Origin of the sequence: Flaviramulus basaltis, assembly GCF_900114265.1 — a bacterium.
Taxonomy (GTDB): domain Bacteria; phylum Bacteroidota; class Bacteroidia; order Flavobacteriales; family Flavobacteriaceae; genus Flaviramulus; species Flaviramulus basaltis.
The window spans coordinates 678,093-699,143 of the sequence record NZ_FPKV01000002.1 but is presented as its reverse complement, the minus strand read 5'-3'; the positions used below and the strand labels follow the sequence as shown (position 1 = coordinate 699,143).

Annotated in this window: 14 protein-coding genes; 5 read left to right on the top strand and 9 right to left on the bottom strand. The window is 30.9% G+C overall.

Features of this window, described 5'->3' with window-relative positions; translation table 11 throughout:
- Positions 1-156 precede the first annotated feature (156 nt).
- The 5 genes from BT151_RS09620 to BT151_RS09600 form a co-directional block, all read right to left on the bottom strand.
- On the bottom strand, positions 157-2,343 hold the full coding sequence (locus BT151_RS09620) for an endo-1,4-beta-xylanase (protein ID WP_072402626.1): 2,187 nt from the start codon (positions 2,341-2,343) through the stop codon (positions 157-159).
- A 51-nt stretch (positions 2,344-2,394) separates the two neighbouring features.
- A complete protein-coding gene (locus BT151_RS09615; RefSeq protein ID WP_072401624.1) occupies positions 2,395-3,759 on the bottom strand; it encodes a glycan-binding surface protein in 1,365 nt (454 codons plus the stop codon).
- A 34-nt stretch (positions 3,760-3,793) separates the two neighbouring features.
- Positions 3,794-5,428, bottom strand: a complete 1,635-nt coding sequence (locus BT151_RS09610; RefSeq protein WP_072401622.1) for a RagB/SusD family nutrient uptake outer membrane protein — start codon at positions 5,426-5,428, stop codon at positions 3,794-3,796.
- Positions 5,429-5,440: 12 nt separating this feature from the next.
- Positions 5,441-8,941, bottom strand: a complete 3,501-nt coding sequence (locus tag BT151_RS09605; RefSeq protein WP_245794775.1) for a SusC/RagA family TonB-linked outer membrane protein — start codon at positions 8,939-8,941, stop codon at positions 5,441-5,443.
- A gap of 188 nt (positions 8,942-9,129) precedes the next feature.
- Positions 9,130-10,278 (bottom strand): FecR family protein, encoded by a 1,149-nt coding sequence (locus tag BT151_RS09600; protein WP_072401620.1) that lies wholly within the window; start codon positions 10,276-10,278, stop codon positions 9,130-9,132.
- A 104-nt stretch (positions 10,279-10,382) separates the two neighbouring features.
- Here BT151_RS09600 and BT151_RS09595 point away from each other — a divergent pair, with 104 nt between their 5' ends.
- Positions 10,383-10,970, top strand: a complete 588-nt coding sequence (locus BT151_RS09595) for an RNA polymerase sigma factor (protein WP_072401618.1) — start codon at positions 10,383-10,385, stop codon at positions 10,968-10,970.
- 80 nt (positions 10,971-11,050) lie between these two features.
- Here the strand turns inward: BT151_RS09595 and BT151_RS09590 are convergent, their stop codons facing one another.
- Positions 11,051-12,853: a M56 family metallopeptidase gene (locus BT151_RS09590; RefSeq protein ID WP_072401616.1), complete on the bottom strand. Its 1,803-nt coding sequence runs from the start codon at positions 12,851-12,853 to the stop codon at positions 11,051-11,053.
- A gap of 1 nt (position 12,854) precedes the next feature.
- Positions 12,855-13,214, bottom strand: a complete 360-nt coding sequence (locus tag BT151_RS09585) for a BlaI/MecI/CopY family transcriptional regulator (protein WP_072401614.1) — start codon at positions 13,212-13,214, stop codon at positions 12,855-12,857.
- Positions 13,215-13,380: 166 nt separating this feature from the next.
- Here BT151_RS09585 and BT151_RS09580 point away from each other — a divergent pair, with 166 nt between their 5' ends.
- The gene (locus BT151_RS09580) at positions 13,381-14,331 is read left to right on the top strand and encodes a calcium/sodium antiporter (RefSeq protein ID WP_072401612.1); all 951 of its coding nucleotides are present in this window, start codon (positions 13,381-13,383) and stop codon (positions 14,329-14,331) included.
- A 100-nt stretch (positions 14,332-14,431) separates the two neighbouring features.
- On the opposite strand, the gene BT151_RS09575 is transcribed toward BT151_RS09580, so the two are convergent.
- Complete coding sequence (locus BT151_RS09575) at positions 14,432-15,454, bottom strand: glutamine synthetase beta-grasp domain-containing protein (RefSeq protein ID WP_072401610.1); 1,023 nt, start codon at positions 15,452-15,454, stop codon at positions 14,432-14,434.
- Between the two features lie 250 nt (positions 15,455-15,704).
- On the opposite strand from BT151_RS09575, the gene BT151_RS09570 reads away from it, so the two are divergent.
- From BT151_RS09570 to BT151_RS09560, 3 genes are all read left to right on the top strand, one after another.
- Entirely contained in the window at positions 15,705-17,891 is a 2,187-nt protein-coding gene (locus BT151_RS09570; protein WP_072401609.1) for a glutamine synthetase III family protein, read from the top strand.
- A gap of 82 nt (positions 17,892-17,973) precedes the next feature.
- A complete protein-coding gene (locus BT151_RS09565; protein ID WP_072401607.1) occupies positions 17,974-19,152 on the top strand; it encodes an AIR synthase related protein in 1,179 nt (392 codons plus the stop codon).
- A gap of 74 nt (positions 19,153-19,226) precedes the next feature.
- Positions 19,227-20,189, top strand: coding sequence for a DUF3078 domain-containing protein (locus BT151_RS09560; RefSeq protein WP_072401605.1), 963 nt, complete (start codon positions 19,227-19,229; stop codon positions 20,187-20,189).
- Here BT151_RS09560 and BT151_RS09555 read toward each other — a convergent pair.
- On the bottom strand, positions 20,186-20,848 hold the full coding sequence (locus BT151_RS09555; RefSeq protein WP_072401603.1) for an ATP-binding cassette domain-containing protein: 663 nt from the start codon (positions 20,846-20,848) through the stop codon (positions 20,186-20,188). The two genes, BT151_RS09560 and BT151_RS09555, sit on opposite strands and share 4 nt — an antisense overlap.
- Positions 20,849-21,051: the final 203 nt, after the last annotated feature.

Genomic DNA, 21,051 nt, shown 5'->3' with positions numbered 1-21,051 from the left:
TTAGAGGAGAGGATAAAAATAATTCAGGTAAAAATATTAATGATGTTTCAAGATTTTCATCTATACTTTATTATAGAAAAATCCCTTACAGCTACTAATCATGAAAATGAAAATTAGCTGTAAGGGATTAAATATATAACTTTTAAAAGTTGGAGGTTAGTTAAGTTCTCCAGTGAAATCTTCACTCACATCACGACCTGCAAAACCATCTGCAGCACCTTTATATGCATGCTTACGGTTGTAATCTGCATCCCATAAACAAGGAGATTCGTCTGGTAGCCAAAATTCGTGTTCTTCTACACTATCAGAAATACCCCAAATGGTTATTCCGTATTGTTGAGATACAGGAATATGCTCTTTGTACATATCTATAACAAACTTGTACATGTCTGATTGTTCCGCTAATTGGTCATTTGTTGGTGCATTTGTTCCAAGTCTAACATCTAACTCAGAAATTTTAATTAGCTTTCCACTAGCAGCTAGTTTTTTAAACATCTCAACAATGTTATCTCTGTCACTAGTAGAAGAAATATGCATTTGAGTTCCTATTCCATCAACAGTGGCTCCTTGGCTCTCAATATAATTGGCATATTCTATTAATCCATCACATTTAGCTAAACTAGATTCTAAATTATAATCATTAATAAAAAGCACATCGTCCGGATTTCCATATTGTCTAGCTAGTTTAAAAGCGGTTACAGCATAATCTTGACCAAGATATTTAACCCAATAAAATTCATCATCTGCCAATTCAGCTATATTACCATCTCTTAATGATCCACCTTCTTTCATTGGCTCGTTAACCACATCCCAGGCATGCACATCATTTTTATAGTGACCAACCATTTGAGAAATCCAACTTTCCAAGGCATCACCTATAATTTCAGCTTTCTCCTCTTCTGTTTTTTCAACAATGGTAGGCTCCGATGCTGTTTCAACTTCTCCAGAAGATAATATTATATCATCGATGTAATAGGTTGTAGCCGATTCACCAAAATCAAAAATAAATCTAATTTTATCATCAGTAGAAGGCGTAATTGTTCTAGTTACTAGAGACCAAGTATTACCTACAACTATTCCACCTGAATAATCGCCACCATAGCTTTCATTTTGAAGTTCAACTTGTAGCGTTGCTGGAGAAGTAGATTTTACAAAGAAACTAAAAGTATATTCTGTTCCAGATTCTAAAGGAGCATCAAAAGCATATACTTGTTGTGCTTCATATGATTGAGCCTCAGTTGGGTTAGTTAATACCATAGCATAACCAGTGCCTCCATATCCTTCTCCATCTGCCGATATTGTTCTGGAAGAATCATTTCCATAACCAGACCAAGGATTTATAGTGCCATCTTCAAAATCTCCATTAGTGATAATATTTACGAATGAAGGTTCTGCATCCAAATCTACTACAGAAATAGTATTTACATCAATTAAATACGTTACACCAGATAAATAGCCTAAATCGAAATTAAACATGAAAGTTGTAGCGGTAGGTTGAAAATCTGCTGCAGCTAAAGTAAATTTAACTTGTTGCCATTCTGAAGTAGTAGCAAATGATTCTGTGCCACTCCCATTACTATACCAATCCACCCATGGATATTGATTTACTAAATTAGCATCAAAAGAAATACGTCCTTGTCCAGCTTGATCGGATTTGATATAAAAAGAAACTTCATAACTATGTTCACTTACAATTGGTATTGCTGGTGTTCCTAGTTGTAATTCCCATGGGTTTGCTGTTCCATCTGCAATCATTTGTATTGCTTGTGAAGTGTTAGATAAACCTTCTCCTTCTACTATAGAAATTGCCGTATTCCAATTTCCTGCCCAACCATCAAGAGAAGCATCTTTTAAACCAGACAGATCAAGAGAGTTTGAACCGCTGGATCCAGGAATTACTGTTGGAGCAATTAAGCCATTTAAATAACTAGCATTATTATTTTGATGCCAAGCTAAAGTATGTCCAAATACTGATAATCCAGCTTCTTTTGTTTTAGCGATAAAGGCATCTACATTTGTAAAGTTTAAGCTTCCATCTGCAGTAACCATAGGGCCATGTTTCATGGCGTAACCTGCTGTAACATCATCAAAATTTTCATTTGTTATATTACGATAGGCTTCATTGTTTAAATAGAAGTCTATACTTACTCCATCTCCCAGAATAAAGTCTGTGTAAGTGTTTAAAGCTTCATACCGTTCAATTTTTTCAGCTAGTTCTAAAGGTAATTCTGCCGTAGTTATTTTATTTTCATCGGCTGTTTCTTTCCATTCCATTATAGAATCATCGCACGAAAATAGTGCAGATGCGAGGGCAAATGTGAATATTAATTTTTTAAGTTTCATATCTTTTTTTTTAATTAATAATACTTCTGAAATTGTCAACATATCTCTAATTTATTCAGGAAAATCACTTAAAGTTGGTACTTCTAACGATACAATTCTCCAATTATCAGTATAAATACTAACAGAAGTTGCTGAAGATGGAAATTCTACATCACTAGGACCTCCAGTTACATTACTTAAAAGGACATCTGTATTATTAAAGAAAAAGCCAAAGTTTTTATATGTAGCGCCTTCTCTTAGGGCTAATACATCTTCAAAAGTGAACTCAGTATCACTATCAGAAAAACTATAAAAATCTGTGAAAGGGATTGTAACTGTTGTCCATCCTGTAGTTTGAAAAGCTTCCACTTCACCATCTACAATCCATGGGACATAGTTATAAGTTCCTCCAGTCCATTCTCCCCCATTAAAATTATTGATAAGAAGGATTTGTAAGAAACCTGATCCTTCCCAAGGTTCTGGTACAAAAACATCAAATTGAAAACCAACTTCATCTAACGGTGTAGTTGGAGGTATAGTTGTTGCAAATTGAGTTCTCCAACTTTCACCACCTGATGTAAATACTTCAGAATCACGGTTTGTACCTGCAGCAAAAGGTTCGCTATCTGTAGGTCCATGATACACGTAATTTCCTTGAGATACGTTTCCTTCACCAATAGAAGTAGATTGTAACTCATCTTGAGTGATCGTATCACCAAATTCTCCAAGCGTACCAGCACCATCAAAATTCAATAATAATCCTGGTTTAAAATTGAAATATGCTGGAGAGTATGCACCTCCATTTGGCGTTTCAATAAGTATGGATCCGCCATCATCAGAAACACCACTAGGTACAGTTACTGTGAAAAATTCACCATCTTCTTCATCAAAAGTAATCCCAGTAGTTACTTCTACATTACCCGGAAAGATAACCTTAGTTACTTCTAATAAGCCTGTACCATATACTGTTATTTCTTCTCCTGAGTTAGGTAATGTATTAGAAATGTTCGTTATAGTTGGTGCTGCTGCGCGAACTTCAAATGAAAAAATCGTTTCAAAATTATCATTTACGAAGCGGATAGTGTTTCTAACGCTTTCTTCGGCATCAGTAGTAGGTGTGTCGTCAGAAACACGAATAATCATTGAATTATCAGAAACATATGCAACGTTAAAAAAGGTGTCAAAACCATTAATATAAACCTTTTTAAGACCAGTAAAACCAGAGCCTTCAATGCGTATTAACTGAAATAAACGAACAAATGAAACTTCTCTATCTTGTACTGTTGAGTTAACATCTTCTAAAAACACTTTATTAATTGTTATTTCGCCACCTACAGATGTATCATCCTCACAACTCACAAATAGTATTGTTATAAACATGAAACTCAAAAGAGAAAAATATCTCCAAGAATTTTTATTTAATATATATTTTTTCATATTAATCTGTTATTTAAATTTTTTAATATTTGGATTATTGAAATAAGTCTGTTATTCTTTCCTCAGTAAATTCATATGATACAGGAGGTTGAGCTAAAAGCGGGTTTTGAACCACTTCTGATTCAGGATAAGGCAAAAGAAAGATACTTTCATCAATAGTTCCAAGTGCCTGCGAGGTAACATCGCGAGTTTCGTCGTTTGAAACTTCGTTAGTTTCCGCATTATACGTAAATGGTATAACCAAATCTCTGTCTTGTGCTATTATATAATTAATAGTTTCTTGCTGTTTATAATATGATCTACGAACCAAATCATACCAGAATTGCCCTTCCATACATAACTCTACTCTTCTTTCATGCAAAATATCTTGATAGGTTATGCTAGTCAATATATCTACACCAGCTCTTGTACGAAGCGCATTGATATAGGTTAGCGCAGTTGCATCAGAAGTGGTTGTGTTGTTTCCTAAAACAGCTTCAGCATAGTTTAAATAAACTTCACCTAGCCTTAGCATGTAAGTATTTAACCCTGAATTTTGTGTAGTAATTTTAGAATTATCTTTAGTTGAACCTACCACACCTTTTTTAACATTTACATAGGTGTTTTCATGATCTACGGTGTATCCTCCATTTAATTTACTTATTTCTGGGTAGAAATCACCATCTGCCATCCAAGTTGCTTTACGTCGTAAATCATTAGTTTCATATTCTTGTAAAACATCATAAGAGGCTCTTGTATAAAAGCCGTAAGCGGCATCATCTCCTGTGATTTCAGAACCTAAAGCAAAAAATGCTTGCTGTGAATTTCCAACTCCATAACCTCCATTAGGTACCCATTGAAGCGCAAACATTGATTCTGGGTTGTTATTCTGCTCAATAGTAAACAAATCGGCATAGTTGTCCATTAAAAGATAAGGACCTTCTGTAATGGCCTTATCTGCCGCTTTAATAGCTAAGTCTAGCAGGGCTTCATTTCTTGTTCCACTATTAGGATTATCACTTAAACCAGCATAGGATAAATATAGGCGAGATAACATACCAAAGGCACTATATTTAGTCACCCTTCCATCCTGTTTTGGTTCTTCGGGAAGATATTTAGCAGCATATTCAAGATCACGAATTGCAAATTCATAAACATCTTCTCTTGGACTTTTATTTACAATTGGGTTATTTATTAATTCTGAGGGATCTGTAGAAATGATAGCATCACCCCATAAAGAAGCTAAATACCAATAAGCAGTACCTCTCATAAATCGAGTTTCAGCTATATATTGCTTTTTAATCTCTTCATCAACCTCACTTTCAGTTATACCAATAATAGCTAAATTAGATTGCTGAATAGCAACATAAAAAGAACCCCATGCCTCTACTAAAGGCCCTGTTAACCCAGTTTCAGTTAAATCTGTGAAAGGGAAAATATAATCCGAAAAAGGAGCATATAAGTTGTTTGAACGTCCGTCTCCTAATCCAAAGTAAAACTTATCATTAAAAGAAAACCATACTCTATTGTATAAAGGTCCTGTTGCCGCTAGAAAGTCGTCTTCAGATTTAAAGAAATTTTCTTTTGCAATTTGATCTGAAGGAGCTATATCTAAATTGTCACTACAATTAAACAAGCTAATAAATAGCCCTACAAAAAGAAAATGATGTATATATTTTTTAGTTTTCATAAGATATTTTTTTTAAAATTTGGCGTTTATTCCTATTGTATATATTTGAGGAGATGGATACCTAGCATTGTCTATACCAGTTAGAAGGACATTTTGATTTATAGAGCCTACTTCTGGGTCGTAACCAGAATACTTAGTGAAAGTAAATACGTTTTGCATATTGCTATAAATCTTAATATTTTCCATTCCAAGTTTTGACACAAACGATTTAGGAAGGTTATAACCAAATGAAATATTTTGAATTCTTAAATAAGAGCCATCTTCAACAAACCTATCGCTATAACGGAAGTTAGATGTAGATGCAGTTGAAGAACGAGCAATTCTTGGCATATAAGGATCTCCTCCAACAATTTGAACATTTCTGTAATCATTTGGACCATTTGGATCAATTAATGCTAGTTGAGCATAACCAAGCGCAGATTTAAATAAGTTTGTGTTACCACGAGGGTTTTCTAAAAAGCGTCTTTGGTAATTAACAACTTCATTTCCATAAGATCCAGTTAGAAAAATATTTAAATCAAAACCTTGGTAAGTAAATGTATTTCCTATACCAAAAGTAAAATCTGCTGCAGGGTTACCTATATAAGTTCTATCTAGTGGAGAAATAACACCATCTTTATTAATGTCCTCAAAGATATAATCTCCTATCCACATCTCGTCTAATGTAATGTTGGTACCTTCTGGTATTGGTGTAGGTACTATGTCACCAGCTTCATTTTTATAATAAAAATCGGTTGCATCTTCAAAACGACCTATTACTTTATAACCGTAAAATTGACCAATTGGTTGTCCAATAGCTGTGCGAGTTACAATAGTTGTTTCAGACCCTTCTCTAAGGTCTTGATCATACACACCATTTTCAGAATTTAGTGATAATACTTTGTTTTTGTTAATAGAAAAAACAAAGTTAGAGCTCCAAGAGAAATCATCGCTTTCTGAATTTAACGTATTTAATGATAACTCAATACCTTTATTTTCAAGAGAACCAATATTTACGATAGGAGGAGACGTAGAACCAACTCCTGAAGTACCTGAATATGCAGGTAATGCCAAGTCTAATAAAAGATCCTCTGTTTTTTTGTAATAAAGATCTGCACTAAGTTTTATTCTATTGTTAAAAAGGCCTATATCAAAGCCTATATTGCTTGAGTAGGTAGTTTCCCATTTTAAATCTGGATTAGCTGTATTAGATGGTAGTAAGCCAGTTCCTTGGTTTGTAGCTGATGCTCCATAAAGCGAGGTATATGCATAATTTGGAACATCTTGATTACCAACAACACCCCAACCTAAACGGAGTTTTAAATCATTAATAGAGGCATTATCTTTTAAGAAATTTTCATTTGAAATTTTCCAAGCTAACGCGGCAGACGGAAACAATCCCCAACGATTTTCTTTAGTAAATTTAGACGATCCGTCATAGCGTAAAGTACCTGTTAATAAGTATTTGTCATCATAAGAATAAAACACTCTACCAAAATAAGAGCTTATAGCACTTGCTTGTCTGCCATTAGTTGTTCTAGCAGTAGCATCATCACCCAGTACTAAATCGTTAGCAGTATTTGTTAAAAAACCAGCTTTATAGCCATATAAATTCTCATAACTCTGTTCTTGATATTCTTGCCCTAGTAAAACATTAATATTGTGAACACCAAAATTATTATCATAAGACAAAAGGTTTGTTAAGTTATAGAATTTACTGTAGGCTTTTGTTCGACTTGATTCTCTTGGAATTCTATTTATCTGTCCAAAAGTATATGACGGGTTAAAAGTATAAGCATTTGAAAAACCATAATCTGCTGAGTATTGTGTTTTAAATTTAAAGCCTTTAAGAAAGGTTAGCTCTGCATAAATACTTGCTCTTATCCTAGCGTCTTCATTACGATTATCTTGAATACTAGCTAAGCCTATAGGATTATTTTGAACAAATTCATTTGTATCAGGACCATCAAAATTTCCGTCAGCATTTCTTACAGCAACATTAGGTGTTTGCCTTAAGGCTATTGGTATAAGTGCACCATCTGATACGGTTGTTATTTGCTTAGAATTATTAAAAGCTAGGTTTACTCCAGCCTTTAAATAATCTTTTACTTGAGAATCTATAACACTTCTTAAAGTTAATCTTTCAAAAGATGAACCAAAAGCGATACCTTCTTGATCTAAATAACCAATTCCCATAGAATAAGTGGTTTTGTCACTGCCTCCAGAAAAAGAAAGATTATAGTTCTGTATCATGGCTTTAACAAATAATTCATCTTGCCAATCTGTACCTTCTCCTAATAAATCTGGTCTAATGAAATTACCATTTTGATTAATTATATTTAACTCAGCACGAGTATTGCTATGAATAGCATATTCTTCAAGGTTGAGTAAGCTTAGCTTTTTTGGAATTTCCTGCCAACCTAAACTTGAGTCAAAATTTATAGTAGATTCTCCCTTTTTTCCACGTTTAGTAGTTATCATTATAACTCCGTTGGCAGCTCTAGAACCATAAATAGCTGTTGCAGATGCATCTTTTAATATATCTAAAGAAACTATATCTGATGGGTTTATGCCTGAAAGTGGACTTTGATTTCCTGTAGATTCGTTGCTAATAATTACTCCGTCAATCACAAAAATAGGTTCATTGGTTCCCGTTATAGATGATATACCCCTAATTCTAATAGAAGAGGTAGACCCTGGAGCACCACTATTTTGTTGAATTTGAACACCAGCAGCACGTCCTTGTAAAACTTGATCGATAGATGTAGGTATAGATTGCTCAATTGATTCAGCTGAAACAGAGGATACAGCACCTGTTAAATCTGTTCGTTTTAGAGAACCATAGCCTATTATAACAACTTCATCTAGAGTGGCTGTATCTTCAATAAGAGTAACGTTTAATGTGGTTTGCCCATCAATTAAAACTTCTTTGGTTGCGTACCCTAAATAAGAAATAATTAAAGTGGCATTTTTACTAGAAACATCTAGAGAAAAATTACCGTCAAAATCAGCTTGAGCCCCATTAGTAGTTCCTTTTTCAAGTATACTAGCTCCAGGTAAAGGAACAGCATTGCTATCTACAATGATTCCTTTTACAGACCAACCTTGTGATATGTTTTTAGAGTTTGAACCTACTTTTTTGGGTTCTTCTTCTGGTGTAGTAGATTCTTCCTTTTTTGTTAAAAACACTTGTTTATCTAATACATTGTATGATGTATTTGTGTTTAGAAAAACCTTATTTAAAACAGAAGTAATTAACTCTTTATCTGCTTTTAAAGTTATAAGCCGTTTTAGGTTTACATCTTTAATTTTGTAAACAAAACGAAAATCAGTTTTGTTTTCAATTTCGTCAATAAGCTGCTCTACGGTTACATTATCTAAATTCAAAGAAACTTTCGTTCGTTGAGAATAGGAATTGTTGGCATGTAATGTAAACAGAGTTACTAAAATAAATAATGCACTAAGCTTCATCTTTAAATCAAATCTTAATAATTGTTGATGAGGGCTTCTTTTTTTTATAAGAAGTTTTTTCATACTTTAGAAATGTTAATTGTGGTTAATTATGTTTAGTTTAATCACATCTTAATTGAATCGGAAAATGTTCCAGCATTTTTCGATTCTTTATTTATACTTAGATTAAATCTTTAATTAGAGAATAAATAGATGTGTGTTTAGTTGTTTTGTGGTGTTTTACTATGTCATGTGGTGAATGGTTTTTTATTTTAATAAATAGTTATGTTATTTTCGTTTATGGTATAATTTATATTGTAAGTAATTTTAAAATATTCAAGTATTTTTTCAATAGGAGCCTCTCTAAAACTAGCATTAAATTCTTCTTTACTTAGTTTTAGATTTTTATTAATTATGGTAACATTATAATGTCTCTCCAATTTTTTAAGAATATTTTCAAAAGTTGTATTTCTAAAAAACAGCTCTCCATAAATCCAAGATGTGTAAATATTTGTTAGCACTTGTTTCGTAGATATATTATCTTCTTCTTTTATAAAACTACCTTTATAGCCAGGTTTTAATATAATATCATCATTTGTATTGCTATTTTTTTCTAAGTGTAAGTTTACAGAACCTTCTACTAAAACAACATCTGTAACATCATCTTCAGGGTAACTAGATACGTTAAATTGAGTTCCTAGAACTTGAATGTCTAATGCATCAGAATCTACAATAAAAGGATGTTTTGCATCTTTAGCCACATTAAAAAAAGCTTCACCTATTAAAAACACTTTTCTTTTTTCTCCCTTAAGAAACTTAACAGGGTATTTTAAAGATGTGCCCGCATTTAGGTGAACTATTGTTCCGTCTGATAACTGAATTTTAAATCGTTTACCGTAAGGAACATTTAATGTGTTGTAGATTAAGGTTTCTTTTTCTACCTCATTATTATATACTAATTGTGTTCCGTTTTGAGAACCAACTATATTTCCTTCGGAATCTAAAACTTTAGAAGTGCCGTTTTCGTTAATAATTTCAACGTTACCGTTTTCTAATTGTAATGTAACACTTTCACTTTTTATAATATGATTGGGTTTATTAAATAAATAACCATTTTGGTATATATATCCTATACCTAAAAAGAATATGGCAATGGCAACATATTTAGCAATCTTTTTTACTTTACGTAATTTGTAGATTTTCTTTTCTTTATTAATTAATTCGATTAATTGTTTTTTCGAATTTATAGAATCAAATTTTTTCATATTAAAATCAATAGCATAGTTGATTTTTAGATAGTTAATAAATTCCTTTTCGTTTGAAGAGTTTTCAAGCCATAAGGATAACTCATCAAGCTCTAAAAAAGAGGCTTGCTTAGTTAAATACTTTACAATAAGTTCTTGTTCTTTCTTTGAAATCATAGTTCTATCTACTACAACGTTGTAATTTTAAAGAACCCTAACTTTTTTTAGTAATTTTTTTATATTTTCGCAATAATCAGCAGTAATTTTTATCACTTTAAGAAATGGATGTTACTTTTATTAATGATATTGCTTTTATAAAAGCTTTAAAGCAAGGAGAGTCTAAGGCTTATACATTTTTGGTTGATAGCTACCATCATAAACTTTGTATTTATGCTTATGGATTAACTAATGATCATGATTTGTCTGAAGACATTGTTCAAAACGTTTTTATTAAAGTATGGAAACATCGTTTAAAGTTAAAAGATGATTTTGCTGTAAAAGGATATTTATATAAATCTGTATACAATGAGTTTATAGACCAATATCGTAAACAAAAACCTGTTATTTCGTTAGAGAAAAAATATATTGATGCCTTGAGTATTATTGTTGAAGATGAGATGGATAACTCCTTAGTTAAACTTATTGCTATGGTGAAGCAGGAGATTGAAAAACTACCGCCTAAGTGTAAGCAAACATTTTTGTTGAGTAAAAAAGAAGGTCTTACAAATATTGAAATTGCAGAATATTTAAATGTTTCTATTAAATCTGTTGAGGCTCATATAACTAAAGCTTTTTCTATATTAAGAAAATCTACAGGAGATAAAATGAATGGAATTTTGTTTTTATTGTTTGATCAAAGGATGATTTAATATTGATATTTAACTCAATAAAAAAAGCTCAAACTAATTTAGTTTGAGCTTTTTTTTTAGCTATTTAATAGTGTTTATTTTTACTTTTTTGTTATAATTTCAACAACACCATTTTTACCTTTATCACCATATTTTTCTATAGCTCTTTCACCTTTTAAAATATTTATTTTTTCAATATCATTAGGGTTTATATCATCTAATTTGTTTTCAATTTCTTTTCCATCTAAAATAAATAATGGTTCTTTATTATCATCAGTAGTAATAAAAATTTTGCTTTCATCTTTATCATTGGAAATAGTTTTTACTTTATAATTTTTTTTAGTTTTACCTTTCTTAATTATTATATCTTCCCTTTTATTAACTGTATCACTTTCAATAATAACTTTTAATTCATTTTCGTCATCATCTGATATTATTTTAGATTTTTTAAGTTTTATTATTTTCTTATCAGAAGTTGTAATATAAGTAGAATCATTATTAATCTCATGTAGTTCACCATCTTTCGAAATCAAGATAGTATCATGCTCTTTGTCATAATTATGCACTTCGTATACTTTAATTTTATCATTATCAGATAAAAAGTAAGATACTCCATTGTTTTTTGTTGCTGTATTACCAATTGTTATAGAATTATCTTTTTTATTAAACATAATCGTTATTAGTTTTATTGCACTATCAGAACTTACATTAAAGTTCGCATTAGAACTCTTTGAGTTGGCATTTATTTTAATAGCAGTTATTTCTCCATTTTTATTACGTTTAATATCCTTAAATGATATGGCTACATCATATTCTTTAAATATGGATATTATATTATCTAGATCAGAATCTGTGCTTTTTTTATTAATTCCTACCATAATGAGATCATTTAAAATAGGTGATTTTTTTATATTTTGTTTTTTAGCTATTACACTAGTAGAAGTACTTTTGTCACCTTTTTTCTTATCAGATTCAGCAATAACATTGTCAACTTTTGTACTATTATCTATTTCTTCTAGAGTTTCAATATTAAATGTTTTATTTAATGGATTTTCTTTTGCAACATAAATTTTTTCTGTATTAAAACTCATAAGGAAAATTGCCAACAAAGGTAAAACTAGAGTAAGTTTAATTTGATTGATTTTTTTTGATTTTGATTTGTGTAACATAACGATTCGTTTTTTGATTAATGAATTATAAAAATTATTACTTAATGCCAATTGATGAGTTGGTAAACTTGTTTTAAGTAATGTGTATTGATACGCTTTTTTGCATTCTGAATAGTTTATTGCAGAACTGTCTGCTATAAACTCTAAATTTTGTTTTAAATCTTTGTTATAAAACCATATAAACGGATTAAACCAAAGTAATGTACAAGTAATCTGCGTGAGTAAAACATCTATTGAATGACATTGTTTTGCATGTACTTTTTCGTGAGTGATAATTTGGCTTAGTTCTTCTTTATTAAATTGATTAGGATTATATACTATCCAGTTAAAAAATGAAAAAGGAGAAACATCAGCATTTGTTTCTACAAAAATATAGGGGCTCTTTTTCTGTTTTTTATTCTTAAAAATTAGATTAGCCAATGATTTTATCTGCAATAAAAACCTAGCAGAAAAAACTATGACTCCCAATAAATAAATAATTGGTAAAAAATCTAAAACATTGAATGTGTTTTCGATATTTTGTTTAATATCAGCATTTAAGATATAATTTGGCAGTGCAGTAGGAGTGTACTCAATATATTCAGTAATTACATAAAGAGGGATTAGAAAAGCTGTAATTAAGCCAGCTAGTAAAAACCATCTGTTCGATTCAAAAAAAGTATCACGTTGTAAAAACAGTTTGTAGCAAAAATAAAAAATGGTAATAACTGCACTAACTTTAAATAAATATTCCATTTTATTTCTCTTTTTCTATTAAAGCAATAATTTCCTTTAGTTCGGCAACACTTATTTTTTCTTCTTTAGCAAAAAACGATACCATGTTTTTGTAAGAATTATTAAAATAGTTGTCTATGGCTACGTTCATAAAACGTTTTCTGTAATCTTCTTTACTTACTATAGGGAAGTATTGGTGTGTTTTTCCATAAGCATTATAAGCTACATATCCTTTGTCTTCCAAATTTCTAATAATTGTAGACAGCGTATTATAATGCGGTTTGTCATCTTTTATTTCTGCAAGTACATCTTTAACAAAAGCCTTTTCAAGCCTCCATAAAACATGCATTATTTCTTCTTCTTTATTTGTTAGCTTTTCCATGAATAAGTATTATAATTACATCATCAACAAAAACAAACTTATAACTATTTTTATAGTTATACAACTAAATATATAGTTATTTAACTAAATTTTAAGTTTTCAAAAAAAACTTTAGCATTTAGCTTTTCAATTTTTACTTTCAATTATCTTCGCAAAAAAATAATTTATGAGTTTACTTTGGGTAATTCTTGGTTTTATACTGTTAGTAATAGGAGGAGAGTTTTTAGTTCGATCATCAGTTGCTTTATCCTTTAAGTTTAATATCTCAAAAATGGTTATAGGGATGACTGTTGTTTCCTTTGCGACCTCGGCACCAGAATTATTGGTAAGTCTTCAGGCTGCATTATCGGGTTCTCCAGCTATTGCTATAAATAATGTTGTGGGTTCAAATATTGCAAATATTGGTCTGGTATTAGGTATTACTGCTATGGTGGGAGCTATTGCTGTTGATAAGTCTTTTTATAAACTCAATTGGCCAGTGATGATGGTGTTTTCAATTGTATTATATTATTTTTTGGAGAATGATAATGTGCTAACAGCCATTGAAGGTGGTATTTTATTTGCTGGATTAATAGCATTTTTAATTGTTCTTATTAGAAGTGCAAAAAAAGACAAAATAATTGAAGAAGTAGACGATTCATTATCTGTAGTTTCAAATTTTAAAATAGGTTTATGGTTGCTTATAGGTGCTGCAGCTTTGTATTTTGGTAGTGAATGGTTGGTAGATGGATCTAAAGAAATTGCACTCTCCATTGGTGTAAGTGAGGCTGTTATAGGGGTGTCTTTAATAGCTATAGGTACTAGTGTACCGGAATTAGCAGCTTCGGTAATTGCTGCTGCAAAACAAGAAAAAGCTATTTCATTGGGTAATTTAATAGGCTCAAATATTTTTAATATTGCTTCTGTTTTAGGTTTAACCGCTATGATAAAACCAATACCAGTTACAGAACCTCAAATATTATCTAACGATATTTTTTGGATGCTTGGTTTTTCAGCGGTATTAATTCCTTTAATATTTCTACCAAAGCAAATGCAAATTAGTAGAATTAAGGGATTCTTTTTAGTAATAGCTTACGGAGCCTTTATGTTTTTAGTCTTTACTAGAGGAAAGTTTTAAGAAGAATTTTTTAGAATAGCTCCTAACTTATAAATATAAAAAAAGCACTTACAATTTGTAAGTGCTTTTTTTATGAACAAAACTTAATATACTCTAATTATTAAACGTTAGCGGATTTAACAGTTTTAACAATTACAGCTGCAATTTTGTAAGGATCACCGTTAGAAGCAGGACGTCTGTCTTCTAACCATCCTTTATAACCTTTTTGAACAGCGATTAAAGGAATACGAATTGATGCACCTCTATCTGAAACTCCCCAAGAGAAATCTGTAATAGCAGCAGTTTCGTGTAAACCAGTTAAACGTTGGTCATTAAATTCACCGTAAACAGCAATGTGTTCCGCTACAACAGGACGGAAAGCTTCACAAATTTTTGCATAAACTTCTTTGTCTCCACAAGTTCTTAAAGTTGTGTTAGAGAAGTTTGCGTGCATACCAGAACCATTCCAGTCCATATCTTTTCCAAGTGGTTTTGGATGGTATTCTATATAGTAACCATATTTTTCTGTTAATCTGTCTAATAAGTATCTAGCAATCCATAATTCATCACCTGCTAGTTTAGCACCTTTTGCGAATAATTGGAATTCCCACTGTCCAGCAGCAACTTCTTGGTTAATACCTTCAAAGTTTAAACCAGCTTCTATACATAAATCAGCGTGTTCTTCTACTAAATCTCTACCATGTGTATTTTTTCCACCAACAGAGCAGTAATACATTCCTTGTGGAGCAGGATAACCACCTACTGGGAATCCTAATGGTAATTGTGTTTTAGTATCCATTATAAAATACTCTTGCTCAAAACCAAACCAGAAATCATCATTATCATCGTTAATTGTAGCTCTACCATTAGAAACATGAGGTGTTCCATCTGCGTTCATAACTTCAGTCATAACTAAATAACCGTTGATGCGATCTGGATCTGGATAAATAGCAACGGGTACTAATAAACAGTCAGACGATCCACCTTCAGCTTGTCTAGTAGATGAACCATCAAAAGACCAGTTACCTAATTCTTCTAATGTTCCTTTAAAGTTTTCATGCTCCTCAACCTTAGTTTTACTTCTCAAATTTTGAGTTGGAAAGTAACCATCTAACCAAAGGTATTCTAATTTAATTTTTGCCATAGTTGATATTTTATTAATGTAATATTGATAATTACACAAATATATATTTTTATGTTTTCACACTAAATTTAATAGGGGTGTTTTAATTAACAAGTAAGTTATTTTTATTTATACCCTATTTTTTTAGGGTTTATTTTAAAAAAAGATTATTAATTTATATGAAAACTGAAAAAATGTTAATAATAATTTTTTAGATTTTATCATTTTATTGGTTTTCGGGGTTATTTTTGCTGAATATATATTTTTTATAATGTCAACATTAAGATTTCATGCCATAAAAGAATCACTTGCTTATAAAGCAATTGTGGTTGAAGAGAAAGAAAGGCGATCGGATTTATTTGGTAAAAACGTTTTCAATGAAAACACAATGCGACAATACTTAACAAAAGATGCTTTTGTAAGTGTTATGAATGCGATTCAATTTGGAAAAAAAATAGACCGAAATATTGCAGATCAAGTGGCGTCTTCAATGAAAGATTGGGCATTATCAAAAGGTGTAACACATTATACGCACTGGTTCCAACCATTAACAGGTGCAACAGCAGAAAAACATGATGCTTTTTTTGAAACTATTGAAGGAGGAATGGCTGTTGAAAAATTTGGTGGAAGTCAATTAGTACAGCAAGAACCTGATGCTTCTAGCTTTCCAAACGGAGGAATTAGAAATACTTTTGAAGCACGAGGTTATACTGCTTGGGATCCAACATCGCCAGCTTTTGTATATGGTACAACCTTATGTATTCCAACTATTTTTGTGGCCTACACAGGTGAAGCTTTAGATTATAAAACACCATTATTAAGAGCTTTAAATGCGGTTGATAATGCTGCTACAGATGTTTGTAAATATTTTGATAAAAATGTAAAAAAGGTAAATTCTTCTTTAGGTTGGGAGCAAGAATATTTTTTAATAGATAAAATGTTGGCAGCAAGTCGTCCAGATATTACTTTAACAGGTAGAACTTTGTTGGGGCATTCTTCAGCAAAAGGACAACAACTAGACGATCATTATTTTGGTTCAATCCCAAGTAGAGCATTAAGTTTTATGCGAGAATTGGAAACCGAATGTATGCTTTTAGGAATTCCTGTAAAAACAAGACACAACGAAGTAGCTCCTAATCAGTTCGAGCTAGCTCCAATTTTTGAAGAAGCTAATTTAGCTGTAGATCATAATTCATTATTAATGGATATTATGGGGCGTGTGGCTTCTCGTCATAATTTAAAAGTATTATTACACGAAAAACCTTTTGCAGGTATAAACGGTTCTGGAAAACATAATAACTGGTCTTTATCTACAGATACAGGAATTAATTTGCTATCACCAGGGAAAACACCAATGAGTAATCTCCAATTTTTAACTTTTTTTATTAATACAATTAAAGCCGTTCATGAACATGAAGCACTTTTAAGAGCTGCTATAGCTTCGGCTAGTAATGATCATAGATTGGGTGCGAATGAAGCGCCACCAGCAATTATTTCGGTATTTATAGGAGAACAATTAACGAAAGTTTTAGAAGAACTAGAAGGAGTTACAAAAGGGAAATTATCACCTCAAGAAAAAACAGAATTAAAACTTAATGTGGTTGGGAAAATTCCAGATGTTTTACTCGATAATACAGATAGAAATAGAACATCTCCTTTTGCATTTACAGGTAATAAATTTGAATTTAGAGCCGTTGGATCATTAGCTAATTGCGGAAACCCTATGACGGTTTTAAACACTATAGTTGCTAAGCAATTAAAAGATTTTAAAGTGGAGGTTGATGCTTTAATTGATAAAAAAGGATTAAAGAAAGATGAAGCAGTTTTTAATGTTTTAAGAGAATATATTAAATCTTGTAAACCAATTTTATTTGAAGGAAATGGCTATGGTAAAGAATGGGAAGTTGAAGCTGAAAAACGAGGGTTAAGTAATAATAAAACCACACCAGAAGCTTTAAAAGCAAGAGTTTCAAAAGAGAGTATAGCACTTTTTGAAGAAATGAACGTGATGAGTAAAATTGAAACAGAAGCGCGTTACGAAATAGAAATTGAAGCCTATATTATGCATATTCAAATTGAAAGTCGTGTTTTAGGCGATATTGCTCGTAATCATATTGTTCCAACAGCTGTTAAGTATCAAAATATTTTAATTGAAAACGTAAAAGGTTTAAAGGAGATTTTTGATAAAAAATTCAATACAGTTTCCAAAGAACAAATTAAATTAATTGAAGAAATTTCTAGCCATATAGAAGCCATAAATGGTAAGGTTACGAATATGATTGATGAACGCAAAAAAGCAAATGCTATTGATAATATAGAAAAGAAGGCGCATGTTTATTGTAATAATGTTAAGTCTTTATTTGAGGATATACGTTATCATTGTGATAAATTAGAGCTTTTAGTTGATGATGAAATTTGGCCATTAACTAAGTACAGAGAATTGTTATTTACACGTTAGTGTTTAAAACTTCTAAAATCCCGTTTCAAAAAAGCGGGATTTTTTAATTCAAAAAAGTAAATTTGCAGCACAATACAACATTATGAGTCAAGAAGTTTCAAAACGTTATGCACAACGCGGTGTTTCTGCATCAAAAGAAGATGTGCACAATGCTATAAAAAATATCGACAAAGGATTATTTCCAAAAGCATTCTGTAAAATAGTACCAGATTATTTAACAAATGATGACGATTACTGCTTAATTATGCACGCAGATGGTGCAGGTACAAAATCATCTTTAGCATATATGTATTGGAAAGAAACAGGAGATATTTCTGTTTGGAAAGGGATTGCACAAGATGCCTTAATTATGAATATTGACGATTTATTATGTGTTGGAGCCACAGATAATATTATGCTTTCTTCAACTATTGGAAGAAATAAAAATTTAATTACAGGAGAAGTACTTTCAGCAATTATTAATGGCACTGAAGAATTAATTTCAGAATTGAAAAACTTTGGTGTTACTATTCATTCAACTGGAGGTGAAACGGCCGATGTTGGGGATTTAGTTAGAACTATTATTGTAGACTCTACAGTAACTGCAAGAATGAAACGCAATAATGTTATTGATAATGCTAATATAAAAGCAGGTGATGTAATTGTTGGTTTAGAAAGTTTTGGGCAAGCTACTTATGAAAAATCATACAACGGTGGTATGGGAAGTAATGGATTAACGTCTGCACGTCATGATGTGTTTAGTAAATACTTAGCTGAAAAATATCCAGAAAGTTTTGATGCTTCAGTGCCAGAGGAGTTAGTGTATTCTGGAGGTGTGAAATTAACCGATGCAGTTGAAAATTCACCAATTGATGCAGGCCAATTAGTATTATCGCCAACGCGAACTTATGCACCTATTATAAAAGCTATTTTATCAGAATATAATAGTGAAACCATTCACGGTATGGTACATTGCTCTGGTGGTGCACAAACTAAAATTCTTCATTTTGTAGACGAATTTCATATTGTAAAAGATAATATGTTTCCTATTCCGCCGCTATTTAAATTAATTCAAGAACAAAGTAAAACCGATTGGAAGGAAATGTATCAAGTATTTAATTGCGGACATAGAATGGAATTATATGTATCTCCAGAAATTGCTGAGAATATTATTGAAATTTCAAAATCTTTTAATGTCGATGCTAAAATAATTGGTAGAGTAGAAGCATCAAAAAACAAAAAGCTTACAATAAAATCGGAGTTTGGTGAGTTTAGTTACTAATTTCTCTTAATTTTCATTAAAACTGGAATAGTTATTGATGAAAAATATCATTTTTAAAACAACATAACACAACCATGAAGTACTCTTCTTTATTTTATCTAATTTGCCTCTTTTTTAATTTTTCCTATGCACAACCAGATTTTCTTTTCATAAAGGAAAAAGAAAATAAATACCAAGGACCTCTTTGGGAACAGGAGAATAAAGCTTCGGTGTATTTAAGTGAAGTTGCTTTTGTAAATTGGAATTCTGGTGGAACAAATTCAATTTCAGGTATTTTAGGATTTGAGTCTTCTGCTAATTATTCAGACAAGTATTTTACCTGGGATAATAATGCATTATTAAGGTTTGGGATTAATAAACAACAAGCTAAAGAGTTACAAAAGTCTGATGATTTAGTTGAGATAAATTCAAATATTGGTTATAGACCAGATGTAACATCAAATTGGTTTTATTCTTCAAGACTTAATTTTAGAACACAATTGCTAAATGGTTATAAATATCCAGACACAAGCGAACCTATTTCTAGATTTTTAGCTCCAGGTTATCTATTTTTTGGAGGTGGAATTGAATATGGTAAAAATATTGAAAAAATGTCTTTTTACTTATCACCTGTAACACTTAAAGCGACATTTGTGTTAGATGAAGATTTGGCCAATGCAGGTGCTTTTGGTGTTTCACCAGCTATTTATGATGATGAAGGTAATATTATTTTAGAGGGAGAAAGAATAAGAAAAGAGATTGGTTTATTAGTTACTAATAGTTATGAAACAGAAGTTGCTAGTAACATAAATGTGAAAAATGAAGTGAGCCTTTATTCTGATTATATAAACCATTTTGGTAATGTAGATGTAGATTGGAAACTAGATTTCGATTTTAAAGTGAATAGTTTTGTAAAAGCAACTTTAGGGTCTCATTTACGTTATGATAACGATGTAAAAACAGCAGTACCAACAGAAGTAGAAGGTGAGTTTGATGAAGCGGGGGCTAAAATACAATGGAAACAATTTTTAGGTGTTGGGTTTGCAGTAGATTTTTAATCTAGAGAATGGGTACTTAAGTATTTATGATCTTTTAGTTCATTAATATTATTAATGAGTTTTGTAGACCTATTTTTTATTAGATAAATGTCATCTGAAATATCAATAATATGCCGATACATGTGATCGGTGATAATAATAATTTTATGCTGTTTCATTTCGGAAATTAACATTTTAATTTTTTCAATATGTAAAGGCGCTAAATGAGAAAAAGGTTCGTCTAGCAAAACAATTTTTCTATCACTTTTTAAAATAATATAGGTTTCTATTAAGCGGCGTTCACCACCAGATAGTTTATTTATTTTAGAGTTTTTATAAATCCTAAAAGTTTCAAAAGTATTTATAAAATCATACCACGACACTTTAAAAAGTTTAAAAGCACTTTTTAATTTTACGGTATTAGGAATGAAGTTATATTGAGGTAAATAAGCAACTAGTTTTGTTTGAAATAAAGGCTTTAAAATGGGTTTATTGTTTACTCGAACAAGTTTGTATTTTGGTTTTAAGTTTCCAAATAAAATATTTAACAAACAGCTTTTACCGCAACCATTACTTCCTAGAATTCCTGTGGTTTTACCAGTTTCAGCTTTCAAATAGATGCCATTTAAAATACATTTCTCCTTAAAATATAGTTCAACATTATCTATTTCTATAATCATATAAATTCTTTCAAAATGATAAGAAAAGGTAGAGAAAAAATTAAATCGATAAAGTAAAGTAGTGAAAACAACTTTAATGTTGAAATGCCTAAGTTTTTATAAAATATCAATTTTCGTTTTGCTTGAGTTTCATTTAAAAAATACCACAAAAAAATAACTAATAAAAACTTTAAAATAAGAATTGGTATAATATCATATTTAAA

Excerpts from the sequence above, each read along its gene's own strand:
- BT151_RS09620 (WP_072402626.1), bottom strand. The coding sequence starts at position 2,343 with ATGAAACTTAAAAAATTAATATTCACATTTGCCCTCGCATCTGCACTA.
- BT151_RS09615 (WP_072401624.1), bottom strand. The coding sequence starts at position 3,759 with ATGAAAAAATATATATTAAATAAAAATTCTTGGAGATATTTTTCTCTT.
- BT151_RS09610 (WP_072401622.1), bottom strand. The coding sequence starts at position 5,428 with ATGAAAACTAAAAAATATATACATCATTTTCTTTTTGTAGGGCTATTT.
- BT151_RS09605 (WP_245794775.1), bottom strand. The coding sequence starts at position 8,941 with ATGAAAAAACTTCTTATAAAAAAAAGAAGCCCTCATCAACAATTATTA.
- BT151_RS09600 (WP_072401620.1), bottom strand. The coding sequence starts at position 10,278 with ATGATTTCAAAGAAAGAACAAGAACTTATTGTAAAGTATTTAACTAAG.
- BT151_RS09595 (WP_072401618.1), top strand. The coding sequence starts at position 10,383 with ATGGATGTTACTTTTATTAATGATATTGCTTTTATAAAAGCTTTAAAG.
- BT151_RS09590 (WP_072401616.1), bottom strand. The coding sequence starts at position 12,853 with ATGGAATATTTATTTAAAGTTAGTGCAGTTATTACCATTTTTTATTTT.
- BT151_RS09585 (WP_072401614.1), bottom strand. The coding sequence starts at position 13,214 with ATGGAAAAGCTAACAAATAAAGAAGAAGAAATAATGCATGTTTTATGG.
- BT151_RS09580 (WP_072401612.1), top strand. The coding sequence starts at position 13,381 with ATGAGTTTACTTTGGGTAATTCTTGGTTTTATACTGTTAGTAATAGGA.
- BT151_RS09575 (WP_072401610.1), bottom strand. The coding sequence starts at position 15,454 with ATGGCAAAAATTAAATTAGAATACCTTTGGTTAGATGGTTACTTTCCA.
- BT151_RS09570 (WP_072401609.1), top strand. The coding sequence starts at position 15,705 with ATGTCAACATTAAGATTTCATGCCATAAAAGAATCACTTGCTTATAAA.
- BT151_RS09565 (WP_072401607.1), top strand. The coding sequence starts at position 17,974 with ATGAGTCAAGAAGTTTCAAAACGTTATGCACAACGCGGTGTTTCTGCA.
- BT151_RS09560 (WP_072401605.1), top strand. The coding sequence starts at position 19,227 with ATGAAGTACTCTTCTTTATTTTATCTAATTTGCCTCTTTTTTAATTTT.
- BT151_RS09555 (WP_072401603.1), bottom strand. The coding sequence starts at position 20,848 with ATGATTATAGAAATAGATAATGTTGAACTATATTTTAAGGAGAAATGT.